Origin of the sequence: Thermoleptolyngbya oregonensis NK1-22, assembly GCF_032705245.1 — a bacterium.
Lineage (GTDB): Bacteria > Cyanobacteriota > Cyanobacteriia > Elainellales > Elainellaceae > Thermoleptolyngbya > Thermoleptolyngbya sichuanensis.
In genome coordinates, this window is sequence record NZ_CP053540.1 from 2,563,388 (window position 1) to 2,579,289 (window position 15,902).

12 protein-coding genes and 1 tRNA gene are annotated in these 15,902 nt (G+C 54.0%); 2 read left to right on the forward strand and 11 right to left on the reverse strand.

The window, feature by feature from the left end; all coding sequences use genetic code 11:
• Positions 1-6: 6 nt before the first annotated feature.
• From HNI00_RS11080 to HNI00_RS11100, 5 genes are all read right to left on the reverse strand, one after another.
• Positions 7-804, reverse strand: coding sequence for a WecB/TagA/CpsF family glycosyltransferase (locus HNI00_RS11080; protein WP_420156260.1), 798 nt, complete (start codon positions 802-804; stop codon positions 7-9).
• A 982-nt stretch (positions 805-1,786) separates the two neighbouring features.
• Complete coding sequence (locus HNI00_RS11085) at positions 1,787-2,740, reverse strand: GDP-L-fucose synthase family protein (RefSeq protein WP_316793288.1); 954 nt, start codon at positions 2,738-2,740, stop codon at positions 1,787-1,789.
• Positions 2,741-2,888: 148 nt separating this feature from the next.
• Positions 2,889-3,971 (reverse strand): GDP-mannose 4,6-dehydratase, encoded by a 1,083-nt coding sequence (gmd, locus tag HNI00_RS11090; protein WP_316793290.1) that lies wholly within the window; start codon positions 3,969-3,971, stop codon positions 2,889-2,891.
• Positions 3,972-4,563: 592 nt separating this feature from the next.
• Entirely contained in the window at positions 4,564-6,006 is a 1,443-nt protein-coding gene (locus HNI00_RS11095) for an SLBB domain-containing protein (RefSeq protein WP_316793293.1), read from the reverse strand.
• A 290-nt stretch (positions 6,007-6,296) separates the two neighbouring features.
• Positions 6,297-6,368: transfer RNA gene (locus tag HNI00_RS11100), tRNA-Val, on the reverse strand.
• 133 nt (positions 6,369-6,501) lie between these two features.
• Here HNI00_RS11100 and rpmF point away from each other — a divergent pair.
• Entirely contained in the window at positions 6,502-6,672 is a 171-nt protein-coding gene (gene rpmF, locus HNI00_RS11105) for a 50S ribosomal protein L32 (protein ID WP_297074932.1), read from the forward strand.
• Positions 6,673-6,834: 162 nt separating this feature from the next.
• Positions 6,835-7,428, forward strand: a complete 594-nt coding sequence (locus HNI00_RS11110; protein WP_297074930.1) for a sulfite oxidase-like oxidoreductase — start codon at positions 6,835-6,837, stop codon at positions 7,426-7,428.
• Positions 7,429-7,530: 102 nt separating this feature from the next.
• Here HNI00_RS11110 and sds read toward each other — a convergent pair whose 3' ends face one another.
• The 6 genes from sds to lhgO form a co-directional block, all read right to left on the reverse strand.
• Positions 7,531-8,499, reverse strand: a complete 969-nt coding sequence (gene sds / locus HNI00_RS11115; RefSeq protein WP_297074929.1) for a solanesyl diphosphate synthase — start codon at positions 8,497-8,499, stop codon at positions 7,531-7,533.
• A 1,246-nt stretch (positions 8,500-9,745) separates the two neighbouring features.
• On the reverse strand, positions 9,746-10,978 hold the full coding sequence (locus HNI00_RS11120; RefSeq protein ID WP_316793298.1) for a polysaccharide biosynthesis/export family protein: 1,233 nt from the start codon (positions 10,976-10,978) through the stop codon (positions 9,746-9,748).
• 557 nt (positions 10,979-11,535) lie between these two features.
• Positions 11,536-12,891 carry an NAD(P)H-dependent oxidoreductase gene (locus HNI00_RS11125; protein WP_420156348.1) on the reverse strand — a complete coding sequence of 452 codons (1,356 nt, stop codon included), beginning with the start codon at positions 12,889-12,891 and terminating at the stop codon, positions 11,536-11,538.
• Between the two features lie 5 nt (positions 12,892-12,896).
• Complete coding sequence (rfbC, locus tag HNI00_RS11130; RefSeq protein ID WP_068509017.1) at positions 12,897-13,442, reverse strand: dTDP-4-dehydrorhamnose 3,5-epimerase; 546 nt, start codon at positions 13,440-13,442, stop codon at positions 12,897-12,899.
• A gap of 2 nt (positions 13,443-13,444) precedes the next feature.
• Complete coding sequence (locus tag HNI00_RS11135) at positions 13,445-14,467, reverse strand: NAD-dependent epimerase/dehydratase family protein (RefSeq protein ID WP_316793302.1); 1,023 nt, start codon at positions 14,465-14,467, stop codon at positions 13,445-13,447.
• Positions 14,468-14,593: 126 nt separating this feature from the next.
• Positions 14,594-15,814 carry an L-2-hydroxyglutarate oxidase gene (gene lhgO / locus HNI00_RS11140; RefSeq protein ID WP_316793304.1) on the reverse strand — a complete coding sequence of 407 codons (1,221 nt, stop codon included), beginning with the start codon at positions 15,812-15,814 and terminating at the stop codon, positions 14,594-14,596.
• Between the last annotated feature and the right edge of the window lie 88 nt (positions 15,815-15,902).

Sequence of the window (15,902 nt, forward strand, 5' to 3'; positions counted from 1 at the left end):
TCCAAGCTATCTGCTGCGGGTTTGCAGACTCATATCCTCACGACTCAGCGTACTCACAACTTGCAACAGTGCCAGAACTGCAAATGGCGGAATTGTCCTTGCATAACGTTTCCATAAGCGTCCCGGCTCTTGAATTAAACGATAGAGCCATTCAAAACCTAATCGCCTGACTATTTCCGGTGCCCACTTTTGCACCCCTGCATAGACAGGAAAAGCCCCGCCCAGCCCAATCATCACAGCGTTCACTTTGTCTTTATGATCGCTAATCCATTGCTCCTGTTTTGGGCAGCCCAGCGACACCATCACAATGCCTGCGCCGCTCTCGTTGATTAGCCGCGTAATGTTCTCATCTTCCTGAGGAGTAAGCGGGCGAAAGGGCAGCGGTTCCATGCCTGCAATCTCCAGATTTGGAAATTCGTGGCGCAGCCGTTGGCGCATTTTTTGCAGAGTGTTTGCATCGGAACCTAGGAAAAAGATGCTGACGTTTCGAGAGGGCGATCGCCCACAAAGCCCCAAGATAATATCCATGCCAGCCACTCGGTCTTGCCGATAGCGCCCCATCCAGCTCATCAACCAAACAAGCGGCATTCCATCTGGCGTTACCATATCGCTGCCCGACAAAATAGCGCCAAACTCTTTGTTCCAGGTTGCTTCCATCAGCATATGCACATTGGCAACGCAGACGGACTTACTCAAGCGCTGCGCGGCCCATTCCAGCATCCAATCTATCTGTTCATAAAAGCTAAGAGCTGTAACTGGAAACCCAATCACATTCTGAGTTGGAGGCTTGCTCTGGGACATCATAAGTTAACACTTCGGGATAAACTGAACTTCGTGAATTGATGTGGAGATGCTCACTATTCAGTTGCAGTAATTCCCTGATCCGATTGGGCACTTAAAAGGCGCTTTGCATTCAACCAAAGCTCAATGAGCCTATCAAAATAAAATGGGAAATCTTCCCCTATCTGATAACCCTCAGTAGAGTGGTAGATGAGCGAAGATAGCAGCAGATGAAAATAAGTCAGGAGGAGCTACTGGAAAAGCCGCCGCCGCTTGCTCATAACTTCATGTGGTTTCATGCGCGTAGGTTCAAGACCTGGTTGATGCTCAATGATCAGCTTTCGCCAGTAGCGCTGCGAATGAAATTACTGGAAGCTCTACAGGCACTTGACCGGCAATCCCAAAATCACAAATCTAAAATCGAGAATTGATATAGGCCCCTTAATGGCTGTCAGATGCAGCAGGCACTGAAAAAGCAGCCAAAGCTTGATGTAGAGATAGATGCTTTATAGGGCAGATGCTTTATAAGGTAAATGCTGGCGGTGCTTTTACTTTAGGTTCAAAACCGCTCAAAAAATCTCAAGCTTTCTGAATAGGGCGATCGCACGATCGTCAACCTTGCTAGCACAACACCTGAAATGGCTTACAAGAGAGATGAAGCGGTAGATACAGGAAGCTCCCAATATTAGGGAACTGGATAGATAACCCTAGTGAATGAAACCAGCGGAGATGACCTTGCTCTTGTAAAGATAGCTTGGTAGATACTTCCGTAATTCTACAGAAAAAAGCTCGAAGTTTCACCTGACTCCGCTATTTTTACACAATTTACATTACGCAAATATCCTGAGAGGATCGCACTATCCAGTGCCCGTTGGATAGACTCTGATTACGTCGGATTGTTCCCGTGTCAATCTTTCGTGCCTGCTTTAGACTGTTCTAGCAATACAGACCTCAAGCTACAGACCCCAAGCTAAACTTTACCGAATCTTAATCAACCTATATCCAGCTAACCTGTAATCCTACTGGCATGATTTCGATACCAGTGGATCGTGTTCCGTAGTCCCTCCCTAAACTCCACCTCTGCGGTAAAGCCAAACCTCTCCTTCGCCCGCCGCGTATCGAGACACCTGCGGGGCTGCCCATTGGGCTTATCAGTCTCCCAAACCAGTTCCCCGTCATAGTCCATCAGTTCACAAATCAGCGTAATCAGGTCCTTGATAGAAATCTCATAGCCCGTCCCCAAATTCACAGGCTCCGGCTCCGCATAGAACTGCGTGCCCATTACAATCCCCCGCGCCGCATCGGTGGAATAGAGAAACTCCCGCGTCGGCGAACCATCCCCCCACACCGGAATCGTCCTCTCCCCGCGCAACTGCGCCTCATGCACCTTGCGAATCAGCGCCGGAATCACATGAGAACTGCGCGGGTCAAAATTATCCTCCGGTCCATACAGATTCACCGGCAGCAGGTAAATGCCATCAAACCCATACTGCTGACGATAGGCCTGAAGCTGCACCAACAGCGCCTTCTTCGCCACCCCATAGGGAGCATTGGTCTCCTCCGGGTAGCCATTCCACAGGTCATCTTCCTTGAAGGGCACAGGCGTGAACTTGGGATAGGCGCAAATCGTGCCCACACAGGTAAACTTCTTCACCCCCGCTTCATAGGCAGCATGAATCAGTTGCGCCCCCATCATCAGGTTGTCGTAGAACAGTTCCGCAGGCTTTTCCCGATTCAGCCCGATGCCACCGACATGGGCTGCGAGATGAATCACAATGTCTTGCTGGTCAACGGCGCGACGGCACGCCTCCATCTGCGTCAGGTCATAGTCGCGAGAGCGGGGCACCGTAATCTTGGCGGGGTCGGCACCCGCGTTGATGAGTTGGTTCACCACCTGCTTGCCGAGGAATCCGGCACCACCCGTGACAAGAATTCGTTGGTTGGAGAAGGAAAGGGGCATAGGGGAAAGAGGGAAGAGGGAAGAAGGAAGAACGAAGAGGGAAGAACGAAGAACGAAGAAGGAAGAGGGAAGAACGAAGAGGGAAGAACGAAGAAGGAAGAGGGAAGAGCGGGTTTTCGTTTTTCGTTCTTCGTTTTTCGTTTTTTCCTTAGGGCGTTGCGCTCGTGCCTGCGGCTTGCCGAATGGTGGCGTGGTCGAGGACGGGTTGGACGCTGTTGCCGTTGAGGGGGATGAGACCCAGGGCTTTGAGGTCGGCTTCGACCATCAGGTAGACCAACTGCTCGAAGCTGACGCTGGGCTGCCAACCGAGTTGGGTCTTGGCTTTGGTGGGGTCGCCAATCAGCAGGTCAACTTCGGCGGGGCGCAGGTAGCGTTCGTCGAACTCGACGTAGTCTTGCCAGTTGAGGTTGACGTAACCAAAGGCGAGTTCCAGGAATTCGCGCACTTCGTGGGTTTCGCCAGTGGCAACGACGTAGTCGTCGGGCTGGTCTTGTTGCAGCATCAGCCACATGGCTTGCACGTAGTCTTTGGCGTAGCCCCAGTCTCGTTTGGCATCTAGGTTGCCCATGTAGAGTTTCTTCTGCTGTCCGGCGACGATGCGGGCGACGGCGCGGGTGATTTTGCGGGTGACAAAGGTTTCGCCCCGGCGGGGAGATTCGTGGTTGAACAGGATGCCGTTGCAGGCGAACAGACCGTAGGATTCGCGGTAGTTGACGGTTTGCCAGTGGGCGTAGACTTTGGCGCAGGCGTAGGGACTGCGCGGGTAGAAGGGGGTGCTTTCGCTTTGGGGGACGGCTTGCACTTTGCCGTACATTTCGGAGGAGCCTGCTTGGTAGAAGCGGACTTCGTTGCCAGTGCGCTGCTGGTAGTCCCGCAGGGCTTCTAGGAGCCGCAGGGTGCCCATGCCGACGGCATCGGCGGTGTATTCGGGGGCATCGAAGCTGACGCGTACGTGGGATTGTGCACCGAGGTTGTAGATTTCGTGGGGCTGCACGTGTTCGAGGATGCGCCGCAGGGTGGTGCCGTCGGTCAGGTCGCCGTAGTGCAGAAACAGGCGGGCGTTTTCGTTGTGCGGGTCTTCATAAATATGGTCGATGCGGTCGGTGTTGAAGGTGGAGGTGCGGCGGATGATGCCGTGGACTTCGTATCCCTTCTCTAGAAGCATCTCGCTCAGGTATGACCCGTCTTGTCCTGTGATGCCGGTGATTAGTGCGTGCTTTTTGTAGGTCATGAACGGCCTCATATTGTTAGCAGTAAGACTGGCATTCTGCTTCTATGTGCATTTCTTCTGATAGAAGCTCAATTTCAGCGGGTGGCGATCGCCCTTGGTTCTGTTTCGCTTCTACTCCTAACTTCCGAATTATTGTTCTTGAACTATGTAACTATCAATCCACTAAGGATTCATTAAGGTATCTATCTGCCGGATGGCTATCTATGAAATAACTCTCGGAAACAACTTTGGGAAATAACTCTGGTCAATCCAGTGCCCAAATTCTATGATTTGAAGCCGGTCAAGTAATCTTTCTTAAAAACGATCGAAAATCCGGATAAAGTGTCTTTAAATTCAAGTGATTGACCAGGGAAAAACTTGGTTTTATTCAACAGGTAGAAATCTGCGGAATAGGAACTAATTTGGCTAGGAACCTAAAGACGATAACGTATAGAAATATACGATTTTAGCCAGCTAGAATAATCCAATTAAATTTATTGGATTAAATTTATTGGCTATGGTTGAAATCGCCATTTGAAATGAGATTCGTCAACGAAATTTTTCACTTCAAATGGCGATATGGCGATCGCCTCTACGCACCTTTTCCAAACCACTAAAGCCCAAACAATCGCAGAATATTCACAATCGGAAAAATCTGCCCAATGGGTGTTGTAATCGTTCCCAACGTGTCTGAGAAGCTGGCCAATCCCGATCGCCCAACCACAATTACATCGTTACCACGCAAGCCCGGATTATCCGCATCATTCAATGCATTGGCAAAGTCGATTTCAATCGTGCGTTCTGTCACCGTTCCATCAGGATTCAATCGGATCAGCTTCACCGAATCGCGCCGCGCCCGACGATTGTTAAAACCACCCGCCGCCAAAATCGCCTGATTGAGTGGCGTATTCGGGGGAACTTCCACAATTCCAGGCTGGTTGACCTCGCCCACCACGTAGACCTGAATCGACGCGGGCGAGAAGGTTGCGGCTGCAAGTTCCGTTGCCTCAGCCGGATCGAGCGCAGTCGCCACCGGAATATAGACCGTATCGCCGTTTTGCAGCACCGTGTCCTGATTCACATTGCCCGTTTGCAGCAGATCCCAGAGATCGACATCCAGCGTTTGCACACGACCGCTAGCGGTTTGGCGGCGCACCTGGATCTGTCGGACATTCGCCGTTTCGGTAATGCCACCTGCCACCTGAATCGCGCGAGTCACTGTGGGAATTAGCGCTTCAGCATTATTGCCGCCTGTACCAAGCGCTAGAGTGTGCGTGCCCGGCCGCTTCACCTCACCCACCACCACAATGTCAATCGGGCGGCGCGTTGCGGCATACAGATTGGCTCCTGCCAAGCGGCGAGTTTCCGCCAGATTCAGCGTGCTTGCCGCCGGGATCTGAATCGTGTCGCCGTCTCGGAGGGTAATGTCTTGAGTCAGGTCGCCCTCTTGCAGCAACTCCCAGAGGTTCACAGTAATCAGTTGTGTTGTGCTTTGGGTCGGGCTGAGGCGCTGGGTGCGGCGAATTTGGATCTGGCGGACATTGGCCGACGAGGTGACTCCCCCCGCATTTTGCAGAGCGGTCGTCAGCGTTGGCAACCTAGCGGCAGTAAGCGTTTGCCCCCCCTGATCGCCCGATATGTTGAAGGTATAAGATCCGGGGCGATCGATTTCTCCAGCGACGCTATAGCGAATCGGACGGGGAGACAGCAGGCTCAGGGTGACAATCGGACGGCGATAAAACGGCGCATAGCGGGCAGAAATCGCAGCAGCGGCCTGCTGAAGCGTTAGTCCTTCTACAAACACAGAGCCGGCCAGGGGCAAGTTGAGCGTGCCGTCTACCAAAACTTGCTGGGGGCCGGTGTATTCTGGCACTCGAAAGAGGGTGACCTGGATGCGATCGCTCGGCCCCAGGGTATACGCATCCTCAATAAACACAGACTGGGCAACAGAAATTGGCGCTGCGGGTTGCAACTGGCTATGGGCAGGCAAGGCAACACCGCTCAACACGATTAGCGCACTTGCAACGGAGGCAGTGTGTTTTTGGAAGTTAGACATTGCGGTAAAACGTCCGGAAGATTGGCAGAAAAGACACCAGCGTTTACGGAAGTTATCCGAAAAAACCGTAAGGGGGGCACGCTTTCTTCTGCTATTTACACTGCCAAGGACTCACAACCGGATTAATACGCGAAGTTCATGAAGGGAATACAGCGCCGTCTGTAAATCTATGGTGGGCTGTTTGAGCAGTGCTTTCAGCGTAAAAAGCGCTTGCATTGCTCCAATCTGCTAACCGAACAGTCAGACATATCCTGCCTGTCCCTAGTAAGCTAGAGGCTTTACTTGCTAAATGGGCGATACTGGATTCGAACCAGTGACCCCTTCCGTGTGAAGGAAGTGCGCTACCACTGTGCTAATCGCCCGCAGTCTTTTAATGTAGCACAAGCTCTTTAAATCAACAAACTTTTCAAAATACCGATTTACTCGCCCCCCTGCTCAACTCATGGGCTTTTGCACTACCATAGAAAGGTTGTAAAAATCTGACCGTCGGCAGCTATGGCAGTTCCTAAGAAGAAAACCTCCAAATCAAAGCGCGATCAGCGCAAAGCCACCTGGAAGCGCAAGGCCGCTCTGCAAGCTCAGCGTGCGCTGTCTCTAGGAAAGTCGGTTTTGACTGGCCGCTCCACAGGCTTTGTCTATCCCCAACCGGAAGAAGAAGAAGAGTAGAGACGAGACGGATGGTGGCAGATCGTCTGACCTTGCATTAGCGCCCCTGAGCATGGTTCATGCTGTCAGCACATCATGCTTCAGCGCAATAATTTGGGAAGAGGCGATCGCCCCTATTGGTGTGAATCTATAATCCAACTAAAACCCACCTAAGCGGACTCTATGCTAGGCAAGTTTTTTAAGCCCCCCGCACCAGAGCAACGGGATCGAGTTCCGCCTGGGCAACACCTCGCCAGCGGTTTTCCAGTCCTGACCTACGGAGCAACCCCTGACATTTCCAGCGATGTTTGGGAGCTAAAGATTTGGGGACTCGCTGAACCGCTGACCCTGACCTATGCAGATCTTTTGAGCCTGCCGCAGACGGAATTCACGGCTGATTTTCACTGCGTCACGACCTGGTCAAAGCTGGATGTCCAGTGGACAGGCGTTAAGGTGACCGATCTGATGCAGCGAGTCAATCTTAATCCCAGCGCTACCCACGTCATGCAGCACAGCTATGGTGGCTACACCACGAATCTGGAGCTAGCTGACTTCTTGCGAGAAGAGAACTTCCTGGCCCACACGCTGGCGGGTGAGCCTCTGCCTGCCCCACACGGCGGCCCAGTTCGGCTGGTGGTGCCGCACCTCTACGCCTGGAAGAGTGCGAAGTGGATCAACGGGCTGGAATTCTTAGACCATGAAGAGTTGGGCTTTTGGGAAAGAAACGGGTATCACCGCCGGGGGGAACCCTGGGCAGAGGAACGGTACAGCGACTAATCTGCACAGCGCTGCGTTAACATGCATGGCATAAATGCCCCATCAGCCAAAGCTCAGCAGCTTGGCGATGACGCTCTTGGCGATGGCGCTCTTGGCGATGACTCAATGGCTACGACTTAGCACGTAGTCAGCCAACTGAATCAACGCCTGACGGGACTCTGAAGCGGGCAGAATGCTAATATGCTGCACGGCAAGCTGAGCATGGTGGTTGGCTAACTCGCGCGATCGCTCTAATCCTCGACTGTCTTCAATCAGCGCTAGCGCCTGTTCCAGATCGCCTTCTTGGGCAAACTCCCGCTCGATTAGCACTTCCAGATAGGGTTTTTCCTCAAGGGCATAGAGCGCTGGAGCGGTCAGGTTGCCGCTTCGCAAATCGGAACCCGCAGGCTTGCCCAGGGCATCAGCAGAACCCGTAAAATCTAGCAGGTCATCCACGATTTGAAAAGCTAGACCGATATGGCGACCATAGCTATACAGATGGTGGCAGGTTTCTGGCGAGGCATCACTCAGCACGCCTGCCGCCTTGGCACTGTTGGCAATAAGGGACGCGGTTTTGTAATAGCTCTTGTCGAGATATGCTTCCAGGCTGGTTCCCGTGTCAAAGCGATTTAGCCCCTGCTGAATCTCGCCTTCAGCAAGATCCATAATCACCTGCGACAGCAACTTCACTACTTCCAGGTTGTCCAAATTTGCCAGATACCACGAGGACTGTGCAAACAGAAAGTCACCCGCCAGCACCGCTACCCGATTGCCAAAGCTGCTGTGAACCGTCGGCACACCCCGCCGCAGTTCCGCCTCATCCACAACATCGTCGTGAACTAGGCTGGCGGTATGGATCATTTCGGTGATCTCAGCCAGGCGGCGGTGTCGGGGCGTGATGTCGGGGATGCTGGTGGCTCTGGAGATGAGCAGCACAATCGCTGGTCTCAGACGCTTTCCACCCGCCCCAAACAGGTGCTCCGCTGCCGCGTAAAGGATGGGGTGGCGAGCACCGACCAGTTGCTTCAAGTTGTCCGTCAGTTGACAGAGATCGGCATCGACAGGTGCAAAGAGAGAGGTGACTGAGGTCATGGAGACGCAGCGATATACTTAGTTACGAAATTTTACATATTTGCCTTTATTCTAAGCTACCCCCTCCCATCTGTGGGATGAAATTCTTGATAGAGATGCCAGAGTTTACTGAACTGATAAGCCTTTCAGGATTATTACAGTTTTGTAAACATTCTCTCATGAACTTGACTGATATGTTATTCTTATAGCTACAAGGTATCCAACAATTAAATATTTTGAAAACCTTCCTCTGGAAGTTTTTTCTAGAAGCGCCACCTAAAGGGCGGCTCTAGGGCTGCTATTTGCCTGGCAGCTTATGAGCGTGTCTACCCGGCGGCCTCTATCAGGTTACTTTTGGAAGGTTGGTGCAGCAGGCGGCGATCGCTGTCTTCAAAGCTTCGGTACGAGAACGTCAAGCCACGAGTCTTTCTGAAGGTCTTCGGGTTTTCTGTTCTCGCCAAGAGTTTTGGTCGCCGCTTCCGGTGCTGCTGGGTTTAGGGTACATGACCTTGGTGATCCTGTGTATGGGACAGCATTTGTTGTATCAGGTGTTGTCCCAGCTCTGGTCATGGGGCATTCGCTACCTGCGTCTTGGATTCTGATTCAAATATTGACCATCTGGGTCAAGGAGCTGGCTTCGGCTTGCTCTCAATGCTTCGTTTTCTCAATGCTTCGTTGGATGAGTCGGATGCATCTCCGCAGTCTGGAATTTATCAGGCTTGTGGGTTGCGGCATTCGACTCTAGACGTGGACGAGTGATGTCTGCCAAGCCAGAGGCAATTGCTTTTGGGCGATCGCCCTCGGTGGTATTTGGTTAGGTGTCGCTTCTGGTTGGGTTACGGTCGGTTTGGTTACGGTTCACTGGCTGGATGCAAGACTTACTTGCGGCAGCGCAGTGACTTGTTTTGCTCAGATTTGATTTGCTTATGGGTCTTTCGACCCTTTCCCTATATTTTTCCTGTAAACCGTAATGTTTAATGGAATGGTTCGCCATGGCTTCCTTCGGTATTCCGCTCACGATTCCCATCCTGGCTGCTTTTTACCTGTTGGCAGTGTATTTGCTGCTGATGGTGGTGCAGCGATCGCAGCCGTGATCCTTGCCCCACAGGCTTCTTAGCTTTAGCCACAAAACGCTTTAGCCACAAAACACGCTCTATGCTACGCAAACCCTCAGAAACCCTCCGAACCCCGCCATTGTGCAGGAAACGGAGGGTTTTCTAGTTCGCCGAAAGGCATATTCGATCCGGCTGTCATCCCGCTGGCAGCCCTAATCGCGGTTAATATCATCCACCGTGCGGAAAATATTGAACAATGCGCCAATCGGGTTCAGCACCGCCCCAACCGCTCCACCAATTACCCCCAGAACATCGGTCGTCCTGGCTCGACCCGAAGGGCTAACCACCACAATGTCATTGCTCCGCAGAATCGGGTTGGTTTCGTCGTTCAGGTTAGCCGATAGGTCTACCGGAATTTCGCGTCGAGCCACGGTTCCATCTGGATTTAGCCGGATTAGCGTAACCCGGCCCTTGGATGCCCGAACATCATCAAACCCGCCCGCCGCTAGGATTGCCTGATTGAGAGACGTATTTGGGCTAACAGAAACCGTGCCTGGCCGAACCACTTCACCCACCACATTGACGCTGATCGTGTCGGGAGAGAAGCTAGCAGCAGCGAGACGCTGGCTTTCATCAGGATTCAAAGCCGTTGCCGTGGGCACGATCACCGTATCGCCATCCCGCAGGGTCACGTTTTGCTGCAAATTGCCAGACTGCAAGAACGCCCACAAATCAACCAAAATGACCTCTTCGGTGCCATTCAGGCGCGGGCGACGAACTTCCACATTTCGCACGTCTGCAAGCTGAGTAATGCCACCTGCGGTCTGAATTGCTTCAATAACCGTGCGAAGTTCTCCTGCTCTGGCTTCGCCACGGGTTTCTAGCGTGGTCTGTCCGGCTGGGCCTGTTCCCACGCTTTGTCCTGTTGTATAGGCTCCAGGACGGTTCACTTCGCCGACGATCGCCACTCGCATGGGGCGCGGTGTGAGCAGCGTCACCGTCACAATCGGCTCCCGAATAAACTCGGCATAGCGGCTGGCGATCGCATCTGATGCCTCTTGCAGCGTCAGTCCCCGCACATTGACTTTGCCAATCCACGGCAGGTTCAGCGAACCGTCTACCAGCACCGAGTAGCGGGCATTTTCGCCGCTCAGGTTGGGCACGTTGAAAATGTCAATTTGCACTGCATCGCCTGCACCCAGGACATAATCGGACTCGTAGTTGGGCGGCAGTGGGCGGCCCTCCGGCGGCATCGGTGCGGCAGGCTGGACATTGGCGCTGGCATTGGCGCTGGCACTGGATGGAATGGCGGTCTGCGCCAGAACGGGGGCAGTGTAGAGCATCACCAGCCCAAAGGCGATCGCCCGCACAATCCGATGAGGGGCTTGCTGGGGTCGCTTGGGCTGACTGGGGGCAAACGACGTTTCAGGACAAGAAAACAGCATATCCAACCAGACCTCAGGGTGAACCTGACTGTGCGTTGTCAGGGGTGGACAGGATGACGGGCAGTAAAAGCAGGCGAGAAATAGCAGGGGAGCAAGGGGGGCGATCGCCGAATTTCAGGGAAAACGACTCGGTATCTAAACCTGAATCTAAAACTGACGATTAGTATCGTTGAGTATCAATATGGAAAGCAATATTGCAAGATTAATATAGCAGTCCTTTTTTGAAAGCAAAATCCAACGCCTGAATCGCTCAAGCCGCCAATTAAAACCTTAAAAATTGAGGTTGGGCCACCCAAGGGGAGTTGCCCAACCCGAATGAAACCTAAGAGAAACCTAAAAGAAACCTGAAAACCAAGCCTGGAAAAACCTTGAGTGCCGAGGACTGTCAGGACTCGCTGGGAGATGGGCAAGAAGATGTGCAACTTGGCCAATTCCCTCACCCTAAATTCCTCTCCTAGAGTGGGACAGGAACTTCAAGCCTCTCTTGCTCCCCTTCTCCCAAGTCGGGAGAAGGGGCTGGGGGATGAGGGCAAATTGAAAGTCGCACATCGCGTTGCTTAAATCAATGCCGGAACCTTGGCTGGGGCAAAGTAGGCATCTTGCTCAGCCCGCAGTTTGTCGCACAGGCGACCGGCTGGAAGTTCCACATCATCGTAGGTCAGCACCTGATCGCGGGGGATATCGCGCTTCAGACGACACCCTTCCGCCAAGCCCATCGGCAGTAGGCGCTGCGCCTGCGTAATTTCCGCTGTTTCGCACTGGCCGTAGGTCATGTAGTAGCCGATGCCGTCCAGCGTTTCGCCGGCCTTCAGGTCAATTTTGGCAGTTGCAACGACATCCACCTTGGGCCCCGCTGTGGGAGCGAGAACCGCATCCTGGAATAGCACCACGCGGGCAACGGACAGCGGCACTTCAAAGTGGCAGAGGTGGTACGGCGTGTAGAAGCTGTAGAGCGGCCCTTCGCCAAGCTTGTACAGGTTGAGGTAATGCTTTTGCTTCGGGTCGTCATGAGTCCCGAAGACAAACACGCCGGGGCCCGGACGCACGCCCACAACGTAATCCACAATGCCACCCAGAGACTTTAGCTCGTCCACGTCATACAGCTTGGTGCAGTCGTCGATGTGGCCGGTGTATTTCAGGTTGAACTGCTCAACCAGCGCGTCGGCATTGCGGTTAAAGTCGTAGCCATACATGCCGCGTTTGGCAACGGTCATGCCCGTGGCATTAGCAACGATCGCCTGCTCAAAGGAAATCTTGGTGCCGTCGGCGAAGCTGGTGACCATGTGAGCTTTTTGCCCCCACTGCTTGGCAAAGCCTTCTTGGGTGGTGGGGTTGCGGTAGGGGTCTTGCAGGCCCTTGATGTTGCCGCAGAGCAAGGGGGTGAGGCCGATGCTCTTGACGAAGCGGTAGAGGTTCATTTGCACGCCGGGCTGGTCGCCGTCGCAGGCCGACAGCACCACGCCTGCCCGATCGGCATAGACCTTGAGGATGGGGCCGATGGTTGCGTCTAGCTCGGCGTTCATCAGCACGACGTGTTTTTTGTGGGCGATCGCCTCTAGCACCACCTGCGCGCCAAACTCGATCGCGCCCGTCACCTCGATAATCGCATCAATGCTTTCGGCGCGACACAGCAGCATTGCGTCGTCCGTTGCGGCGGGAACCCCCTGGGCGATCGCATCTTCCAGTTCACCCAGCGTCTTCACCGTGCGGATATGGTCTAAACCCGCTTCGCTGTAGGCGCGAACTGCACCCTCTACGCTGCGGTTGAAAATTGCCACCAGCTCCATACCTGGAACGGAATTCACGATCTGATTGGCGATGCCGCGCCCCATGAAGCCCGCGCCCACCATCGCCACCCGAATCGGGTTGCCCGCTTCCTGGCGAGCCTGTAATGCGGTGTCTATGATATACAGCATTTCTATACTCCTACTGCAACGTTCTCAAACAGCGCCCAGGCAGCGTCCTTCTCAGAAATGACGGTCACCTCCATCGGCCACTCAATGCCAAAGGCTGGGTCGTCATAGCGGAGGCCGCGCTCATAGCCAGGAGTGTAGAATTCACCAACCTGGTACACCACCTCTGCCCCATCCGTCAGGGCTTGATAGCCGTGGGCAAACATTTCTGGTATATACAGGGCACGGCGATTCTCAGCCGTCAACTCCACGCCGATATGCTGCCTGTAGGTCGGCGAATCGGGCCGCATATCGATAATCACGTCGTAGATCGCGCCCCGCGTGCAGCGAACCAGCTTGGTTTCCGCAGCCGGGGGAATCTGATAGTGCATTCCGCGCAGAGTGCCTGCCTTGTGGTTAAACGACAGGTTGCATTGCGCCACCGTCGGCTTCAGCCCATGCGCCTCAAATTCTTTGGCACAGAAGGTGCGAGCAAACGCGCCGCGATGATCTTCGCGATAGTCCAGGTCGATGATGAACGCGCCCTTGAGTTTGGTTTCGGTAAAAATCATGACTAGCTCCAGAAGAAATCTTTGTCGATTTGCTGCGTGCGAATCAGGTATTCAAGCTGCTTCAGGCGCGTGAAGCCGCGAGCCTCAAACACCTCTTTCGTCATGTCAATCTGGCTAAACACCTTGCGAAGCTGCTCAGCACCCCGACGCGCATCCCACTCGCATTTGAAACCAGGAAGCTGGGTGTTGATCTTTTCAAACGACACGCGATAGCTGCGGTTGTCCGAGCCGTTGTCGCCAAAGCTGAGCTGGCAGCCAGGGAATGTTTCTGCCACGATCTCGGCAATCTGCTTGACCTGATAGTTGTTCGCCGTGTCGCCCACGTTGAAGACCTGATTGTGAACAATGTCACGCGGTGCTTCTAGCGTGCAGATGATGGACTTGGCGATGTCAAGGGCATGGACAAGCGGACGCCAGGGCGTACCGTCGCTGGTCATTTTGATCTCTTTGGTCGTCCAGGCCAGACCCGACAGGTTGTTTAGCACGATGTCAAAGCGCATCCGGGGCGACGCACCAAACGCGGTCGCGTTTCGCATGAAGGTAGGCGAGAAGTTGTCGTCTGCCATCGGCTTGACATCGCGCTCCACGAGCGTCTTGCATTCGGCGTAGGCCGTTTGGGGGTTGACGGGGGTTTCCTCCGTCACCACGTCCGTAGAGGCGACTCCGTATACGCTGCAAGAGGACATATACACAAAACGGCGCACCCCTGCTTGCTTGGCCAGTTCTGCCAAGCGGACAGACCCCTTGTGGTTAATGTCGTAGGTAATGTTGGGGGAAAGCTGGCCCGTGGGGTCATTGGACAGTTCCGCCATGTGAACCACGGCTTCTACGCCTTCTAGGTCTTCCAGCGTAATGTGGCGGATATCCTTGTTTAAGGTTTTCGCAGTTTTATCTGTGCCGTTATAAAGCCAGCCGACTTTATAAAAACCTGTGTCTACGCCAATCACGTCAAAGCCGCGATCCAGCAACAGCGGTGCCAAAAGGCTGCCCAGATATCCTTCGGTTCCAGTGACCAATACTTTCATGCTGTGGATTCCTGTGTTGTGTGTACTGTAAACGCTGATATGCCAGACATTCCGGGACTGGCTTGGGCTGCTCAGAAGGGACGAGAAGGTGTGAACAAAAGGGGGATTTGCAGGGGGCGATCGCCCTTAGACCGCTTGCACAGGGGACGTGGCAGGCGAAAACTGTTCGGCAATCTGCTCGGTGACGGCCTTGCCAATCTCCAGCGAGGAGGTCGCTGCCGGAGACGGCGCATTGCAGACGTGGATGGAGTTTTTCCCCTTCACAATCAAAAAGTCGTCCACGAGCTTGCCATCGTTCATCAACGCCTGGGCCCGCACGCCCGCGTGGGTCGGCACCAGATCCTCAGACTGCACTTCGGGGATCAGCCGCTGCAAGCTCCGCACAAAGGCAGCCTTGCTAAACGAACGGATGATTTCCTGGATGCCCTCGTCAGCGTGCTTTGCCGCCAGCTTCCAAAAGCCCGGATAGGTCATCACCTCAGCAAAATCCTTGAGGTCGAAATCGGTTTTCTTGTAGCCCTCGCGCTTGAGGCTCAGCACGGCGTTTGGCCCAGCGTGGACGCTGCCGTCGATCATGCGGGTAAAGTGAACCCCTAGGAACGGAAACGCCGGGTTGGGCACGGGATAAATCAGCCCCTTCACCAGATAGCGCTTTTCGGGCGTGAGTTCGTAATATTCTCCCCGAAAGGGCACAATCTTGGCTTCGGGATCGACCCCGCCCATCTTGGCGACGCGATCGCTGTGCAGGCCAGCACAGTTCACCAACAGTTTGGCCTCAAACGTTCCGTTGTTGGTTTCCACCGCCTTACCATTGGGCAGGTCAACGATGCGCTCTACCTTAGTATTCAGATATAGCTCACCACCTTGGGCCCGCACCAGTTCTGCATACTTCTGGCAGACCTGCTTGTAGTCGGCAATGCCCGTCGAAAACACGCGCACCCCAGCCAGACAATTCACATGCGGCTCAATCTCCCGCACCTCTTCAGCCGTAATCCGGGCGACCTGGATGCCATTTTGCAGACCCCGCTGATAGAGATTTTCCAGCAGCGGTAGCTCATGCTCCTCGGTTGCCACGATTACCTTGCCGCAGACCTCGTGGGGGATGTCATGTTCGCGGCAAAACGCCACCATCGACTGGCAGCCATCGCGGCAAAACTTTGCCTTGAAGCTGCCCGGTTTGTAATAAACGCCGGAGTGAATCACGCCGCTGTTGTTGCCCGTTTGGTGAAAGGCCCACCGGCTTTCCTTCTCAAACAGGACGATCTTGGCATCTGGGTAGCGACGACCCAGCGCCATTGCTGTGGATAAACCAACGATGCCACCGCCAATAATTGCAAAATCGTACATGAATCTCCGTCCTTAGGATTGGCTATTCGTCGCTTCAGAACCCGCCGAACAGGGTTCGACGCGGTTCGCGCGTTGCGTCAAGTCGCAG